Here is a 6,955-nt window from a genome sequence, read left to right on the forward strand (position 1 = left end):
AGATAGCTATATGCAATTTACTCCTGAACTTAACAACAATTATGAGTTTACAGCGACGATTACCAATATTGGTAATAAAGATTTAGACGTTAATGTATATCCATCAGTTGCTATATCGACGATGGCTGGAATAACTTATGTGGAAAATACAGAAAATCTAATGGATAAAGATTATGACTTTAGTAAGTATGTGAAGATAACTAATGATAACGGTGAATTAAAAGATGGTATAGTCCAAGTCAAGGCTAATCAAAGTGAAGATATATCCGTTGTTGTTAACTTAAACAAAGAACTTGATGGAGAAATTCTAGGTGGTTTAAATTTTTCTCAAACACTGAGTGAGCAAAAAAACGAGAATTCTGCAGATATTGTCCATGTTTATGAAAAGGTAGTCTTGTTTCGCCTCAAAATGAATGAGTTAGATTCTGAAAAAGAGCAAGACTATGGTGAATTTGAATTTATCAATTCACAGAATTCTATAGTTTTAAGTTTCTCTGTAATTAATAATAATCCCATAGTGGAATATGCAGAAAGTGGTCCCTACAAAGTCATTAACCCAAAAGGAGATATAATTTCAGAAGGTGAATTTGAAGAAGAAGTACTTACTTTAACTCCTGTTACAAAAACGAAATTAAACATTCCCTTAGTTAGTGATGCGGAATTAATGTCTGGAGAATATCAGTTCATAATAACTGTTGATGGTGAAGAAAAAATTACTAAATTTAATTACACAAAGGAAGAATTGGAAGAAATATCAAAGCAAGTAGAAGATTCAAATAATGTAGTTGTAAGTCAAGACTCAAACATATGGGTAATTGTTTTATTAACAGCAATCGTTGCTCTTCTTATTATCACCATTATTTTGCTGTATCGCAAACAAAAAAAGTCTGAATAATAAATATTCAGACTTTTTTTTTGTCAACTTTTTATTTTATTATGTTTTGTTTAAAATCATAAAAATGAGGATAATCCATAGGTTGTTTATAGTGTTATAGTATTTAAGAAGATAATTTTTATAGATTGGATGATAAAGATATATGGATTGTTGAAATTTAATTGTATAGCTGCTTTTTTTTAGTAGTGGAGTGTATGTGCCTAAGATGACAAATCTAATAATTATTTGAATCTTATATTCCTTACAAGCTTTAAGTTCTTTTTTGATAAGGAAATTACAATAATCGGAGGATTTGAAATGTATTACATTGAAAAAGTCTATAGCTTGTTCATAACAAAGAAGCAAGTAAACAAATTAATCATATTGAAGAAAACACTTATTAATGATGAGGTTTCTGTCAAAAGCTTATGTGAAGAACTGAATAAGAGTACCACACAAATTAAACATCTGGTTTTAGAAATAAATCATGATGCTGATAGATTTATTGAGGAAGATATTTTCTTTTTGAAAGAAAATGATGGCAAATTATACTTTGAATTAGCTTCAGATAATATGAAAAAAATTGAGGTTTTCGGAAAAATAAAAAAAATATATTTTAAATACTCTCAATATTATCAGTTGATAAATTACTTATTTAAACATCGTAAAACAAAGATTGTAGATATATCAGAAGATTTGATGTTCAGTGTTTCGTATTGTTACAAATTGCTCGAATATATAAAAAGGGTATTTACTACACAAAAGATTCCTATTTTCATAAAGAAGAATGCAGATTGGATACATATTTCAGGGGCTGAAGCGTGCATAAGAATGTATCACTATCTATTTGAATTGATGGCTTGCGATACTTATTTGAACAACAGTTTTATTTCAATTAAAGACCCTGTTTCTGAAAATTATGACGCGATGGATACAACAAGAGCAAAGCACCAACTAATGTTTTCTATAATGGAAAATGCAATATCTCAGGGGTATTTTGTGGAGAATGTGGAAAATCATGATTTGGAGCTTTTAAGCTGTATGGAAAATGTAGATGATAGTCTTCCAATTATAGAAAAGTTACCTCTTAAAAATACAGATACAATAAAAAAAGAGCTAGTGTATTACAGTTTTTGGGGATATATATTTATTCCTGAGTTCATTAGTGATGATGAAAAATGTAACAGAGGAAAAAAGTTAAAATCGCTTAATCATATTACCATTGTTGACTTTTCTGAAAAAGTAACTAACAAACTTCGTAATAAATATTTTGTAGACACTAAAACGCTAAATATTATCTTTTATGAGATTGTTATAAATACATGGAGTTACACTCATTTATTTACAGAGAATTTTTTGTCAAGAGAAATTCTAAGCAGTACTCAAAAAAGAATGACGGATATAGAACAAATAGTCTTAGAATCAGCAAATGAAACAGGTATCCTTGATGAAAAAGATATGATTTATATTAAGAAACTAACACAAATTATTGCATCCAATATTTTGTTTCAAGAGGATGATTTAATTTATATAGCAGTGACTGGAATTAATCAGCCAGAATATATCAACGTTGTTAAGAATATTTTGTCTAAAATGTACTCTCATAATTTTATCCAATTCACGACTAATGTTGTAAAAGCTGATATCGTAATATCAGATTGTGCTATAGGAAGTACATCAAAAGAAGTAAATGTTGTTTTTATGGATTGTATACAAAAAAAAGAGAATTGGGAGAGATTAAATTTACTAATCCAATCTCTTATCATGGAAAAATGTATATATAAAAATCTAACAATGATTGGAAAGTAAAATCAAGAATAAATATTGAAATAATAGAAACTATATAGGAGATGTTAAATTTGAAAACAAACAAACAAACATTAGAAAAAATCAGAAAAGCTAGAATGGTTAATGTAAGATTTTTTAGTGATAAAGCTGGAAATACTTTAGAACGAGCGTTGATAATAGATATGGACGAGAAAATAGAAGATGTAATGAATTACTTAGAAGAGTCTATAGACAATATAAATATTATCCACTATACAACAAAGGATATATACAGTATTGTAAATATTTCAGAATTAGAAGACATTCATGATTATGTTAAATTGGAACATTACTGGGGGGATGTGATATCCTACGTTATAGAATACAAAGATTGTTTTGGATTTACGGATGAGCTATGTCTAGTAGCAAACATTGATTGCGATAATAATGACTTGATTACTGCGGTAAGTAATCTTAATGAGAGTTTTGAAGTTGTTAATATATATGAATATAGAGATTGCTGGGTTAAAAGACCCTAAGAAATTTTACCTATCAATAGAATATGAATTTATATAGGCATAATTGTAGCAGCTTTTAATCTGTAAAATTTTTCTGATTTAGATAATTGAATTTGTAGAGTTATTATTGTAGATGTTGGTAGCACTTGTAAAAAATTATATAGGAGAGATTTCATGGTTTCTATAAATGATAAGCATTTAATTGACTTTATATATCATATGAATTCGTATTTAACATTTAATGAACTGAATGAATGGGCATCTAAATTGATAGAATGCTCAGATGAAATGATTGAATATGTTTTTTCTGATAAGGCGATTGACATCGTGCAGTTAAGTGATGAATATGAACAAAATTACTTAATGGAAGATTTTATCACTGTTGATGAATACTTATCTAAACATTATTCAAGTGCAATCTCTTTGTTACTACGCTTGCCAAATTTAAAAAATGAACTCATGGATAGTAAATATAATAGTAACAATAAAAGGTTTCAAATATATCAAGGAAATGGACATGTGGCAACTTATGCCCAACAAATTTTATATTCTTTATCCAATAAATATGATTTGATTTAATAACAAACGGATATCGAATTTATAATATGCGTTTCTGGAAGAATAAATACTTTTTACAAAAAGATATTGACAGGGGCATTAGTTTAAACTGGAGAAAAACTATATCAATAATGCGTTGGTTTGTCTAAAAAAGTTGTTGATAAACAAATTTAACTGTGTAAGATGGGGACCTATAAAAAAGTAATTCAAATCCGAAGTAATTCTAATTTTTTAACCAATATATTCATTTAAATACTGTTAAATCAATATATTTACTACGAAAGACTTGGATGAGCGTATGAGCTCCAGTCGTAACATTTTAGCGAAAGACCGTTTCGACCAGCCATCGTTCTTGTTTGAGAACCAATTCGCAATGCGTTGGTTCGCTGACTATTCGGAGAAGAAAAAGCTAATCAGGATTTTCCACAATCCTATAAACCACTTGTTGAACAGAAAAAAATAAAGATGAGTAAAACAGACATTAACCTAAGTCAAGCAAGTGAGAAGTTAGAAAAATCAGCAGTTAGTATAATTATGAGAGAGATTGAAGAAAAGGGTTATGTATACGAAAAGGATGTTATTTCTAAGGTAGATAAAGCAAGGAGATTAAAGGTTCGTGATAATACAGAAAGGTTCAAGAAACTAAGAGCTGATATATATAATAAATATGGATTAAACACGTGTAGACTAAATAAAGAACTGTATAATCAGTTAGGAATCAAGGAGAAGTATTCATCTAAGAATGTTATATATAAATTAAGTTAGTATATTAGACAGGTAGTATTTCTATCTGTCTTTTTTGTTAATAACCTATGATAGTAAAGGATTACTTCTATGTATTAAGAATATTATCTCTTTTTATATCACTTCAAAACTGCGTATTGAAAAAGAAAAATACGTATATTTTTCCCTAGAAAATACTGGCATAATTGATAGAAATCATTATACACATCTATAAGGATATTCCCTCTAGATGTGTATAATGGGAATGTCAAAAAAAGTCAATAGAATCTAGGGGGATTTACCTGTTTTCACATATATCTTTACGCAAAAATAACTTTACACTTGGTAGTAGTGTGATTGACATAGCTATAAAACGTTGATATACCAGTGTTCGTATTTTTGAGTTCCAGCAATATTGCTCTTTATATTTATTAGTATAACAAGTTAGCGATTTTTAATCATGAATTCTAGTCTGAATATATTTTGAGGAAAGCATCCCTAAACATCATCAAACCAATAATATATCTTTAATGATATATTTTATTGTGTATTAAATGTCCATGTGTATAAATAACGACAAAAGCGTTTTGAACAGTCTATCTTCATCCCTGAGTGTCTTGGAAATGATTTTCGATGAATTATACTTAAAAATTTATAATCGCTTAGAACGCAATTTAAGCAGCATAGAATTTATTTTGAATTTTAGCAAAGAAAGTACCATTGATTTTAGTAGTCAATAAGATTTGAGAAGTATTAATCTGTGATTTGACTATCAGAGTTCATTTTTTCAATTTCAACCATTTGTTGTTCATAAAATGGCGAGGTAGCTATTTTAATCTTTTTCTCTGTTGAAATCGTTAAAGATGAAATATAGTGAGGAGTTACTGCCACTTCAGCAGATGTTTCTGATAACGTAATTAATAATGATTGATTGTCGCCAAAAGTAGCATATTCCGAGACAATAGCAACTAAGCCATTTTTGTTCGTTAGTATAGACAAATACTTAGGTGCTTCGATAGTCCATCCAAATTGCATCTGGTGAGTGTTCATTTTGAGTCCCAACTTTCTATTTTTTATCGTTACTACAATACTAACATGAAAAACTCAAATATTATCAAATTACCTGTAAATATAACCAATTAATTGCTCTCTAAATACTTTGTAGTAATAACGACTTTAAATTCTAAATTAGAATTTAAAACATTAACAGCATCATGAAATTTTTATGTATTAGTGCTTAATAAATAACGTTATATACAATTTAAAAATATTTTAGATGTTAAGTGCTATCCTTAATAATGAAATTTGTAATGGCTAAAATTTTAAAAAGGAGTCGGAAAATGGATAAACAAAATTTAGACTGTCTTACAGACTTCAAGAAAAAACTATTAGGTAGCAATTATATTGATGATGAGAATAGTCCTATCAAAAATATACTCATGGCAAAGGAAAAACAATATTATCAAGATATTAAAGGAGTAGGAATAAATAGTGATTACTGCAGAGGTGATAGAGGTCATGTAGAAAATTATCGAGTAGTTAATGAAGTGTTTACACATCTGACGAACAATAAAACCATTGAACATACTGATGTATTGCACTCTTTTTGGCATACCTATAAAGCATTGATGCAATTAGAAAGACCAGATTTATTCAGACCTTCAGGTTCTTTAAAAGAGGGCAATGTTATACCTTTAGAAAAACCAGATAAAACGAATCCACCTGAAATTGATAATCGATTCCCACCGTATGATTCTGATAAGTATTTAGTTATTCACAAAAAATATATTAAATACTATCAGCATTATTTTCCAGAGTATTTACCCAATGAAGTTCCTAAAAAATACACATGGATAGATTTTCTACTATACAACAATGATAAATTTATTGAAGTGTATAAAAAGTATCCTAAACTAAAAGATTTTGCAAGATTAACCCACAGTATAGGAAATATTATTGTTGTTCCTAAAGGATTTAATAGAGGGCGAGGAGCGAATGACTATGGAGATTTTGCATTAAAAAGTTTAAAAACCTTTTTGGAAACATTTAACGCTTGGGAAGATTATGTAACGAGGTTTTATTTAGAGCCTTTCTTGAATGTAAATGAGAATCAGAGTGAAAAAAACTCTCCGGTTTCACTATGGACTGGTCACTTAGACGGCAATGCAGGTTCACTCCCTAAAAGTGACATAGTAATTAAAGATTTTTTAGCGAATGTGACGAGTTCTATCAAAGAAAGAGAAAATATTTTAATAGAAATAGTTAATATAATGGGAATGTAGATTTTTCAATTAAGGGTGTGAAAATTGTGGAAAAAATTTTTCTAGAAAGGATAAGAAGGTAACAAAGCAACAAAGCAACAGAAAAAATACAAGATGCGTTTAATCATAGACGTGAAGTAGAGGTTATTTCTGTAAAAATATCTAATTTTGCTTTAAAGAAAAAAGAGTAGATACATATTACAGAGTAGGTACTTATACCAAAGCTTAATTGTATAAGTAAAGGTTACTTTTAA

The 6,955-nt window shown here is 28.5% G+C and carries 7 protein-coding genes and 1 pseudogene; 7 read left to right on the top strand and 1 reads right to left on the bottom strand.

Annotated features, from left to right (window positions below; genetic code table 11):
- From A5883_RS06300 to A5883_RS06325, 6 genes and pseudogenes are all read left to right on the top strand, one after another.
- Positions 1–895 (top strand): WxL protein peptidoglycan domain-containing protein (locus A5883_RS06300; RefSeq protein WP_086338720.1); only part of this gene is annotated, 895 nt, incomplete at its 5' end.
- 297 nt (positions 896–1,192) lie between these two features.
- On the top strand, positions 1,193–2,683 hold the full coding sequence (locus A5883_RS06305; RefSeq protein ID WP_015509819.1) for a helix-turn-helix domain-containing protein: 1,491 nt from the start codon (positions 1,193–1,195) through the stop codon (positions 2,681–2,683).
- Positions 2,684–2,724: 41 nt separating this feature from the next.
- The gene (locus A5883_RS06310) at positions 2,725–3,180 is read left to right on the top strand and encodes a hypothetical protein (protein ID WP_086338176.1); all 456 of its coding nucleotides are present in this window, start codon (positions 2,725–2,727) and stop codon (positions 3,178–3,180) included.
- A gap of 153 nt (positions 3,181–3,333) precedes the next feature.
- Positions 3,334–3,738 (top strand): hypothetical protein, encoded by a 405-nt coding sequence (locus A5883_RS06315; protein WP_086338177.1) that lies wholly within the window; start codon positions 3,334–3,336, stop codon positions 3,736–3,738.
- 259 nt (positions 3,739–3,997) lie between these two features.
- Positions 3,998–4,180: pseudogene (locus tag A5883_RS19425) on the top strand (hypothetical protein); the annotation flags it as partial.
- Positions 4,181–4,182: 2 nt separating this feature from the next.
- On the top strand, positions 4,183–4,482 hold the full coding sequence (locus tag A5883_RS06325; RefSeq protein WP_086338178.1) for a hypothetical protein: 300 nt from the start codon (positions 4,183–4,185) through the stop codon (positions 4,480–4,482).
- A 711-nt stretch (positions 4,483–5,193) separates the two neighbouring features.
- Here A5883_RS06325 and A5883_RS06330 read toward each other — a convergent pair.
- Positions 5,194–5,475 (bottom strand): hypothetical protein, encoded by a 282-nt coding sequence (locus A5883_RS06330; RefSeq protein ID WP_229080291.1) that lies wholly within the window; start codon positions 5,473–5,475, stop codon positions 5,194–5,196.
- A gap of 305 nt (positions 5,476–5,780) precedes the next feature.
- On the opposite strand from A5883_RS06330, the gene A5883_RS19430 reads away from it, so the two are divergent.
- Positions 5,781–6,722 carry a hypothetical protein gene (locus A5883_RS19430; protein ID WP_254907823.1) on the top strand — a complete coding sequence of 314 codons (942 nt, stop codon included), beginning with the start codon at positions 5,781–5,783 and terminating at the stop codon, positions 6,720–6,722.
- Positions 6,723–6,955 lie beyond the last annotated feature (233 nt).

The sequence above is a fragment of the Enterococcus sp. 5B3_DIV0040 genome (genome assembly GCF_002140755.1).
Classification (GTDB): Bacteria; Bacillota; Bacilli; order Lactobacillales; family Enterococcaceae; genus Enterococcus_D; species Enterococcus_D casseliflavus.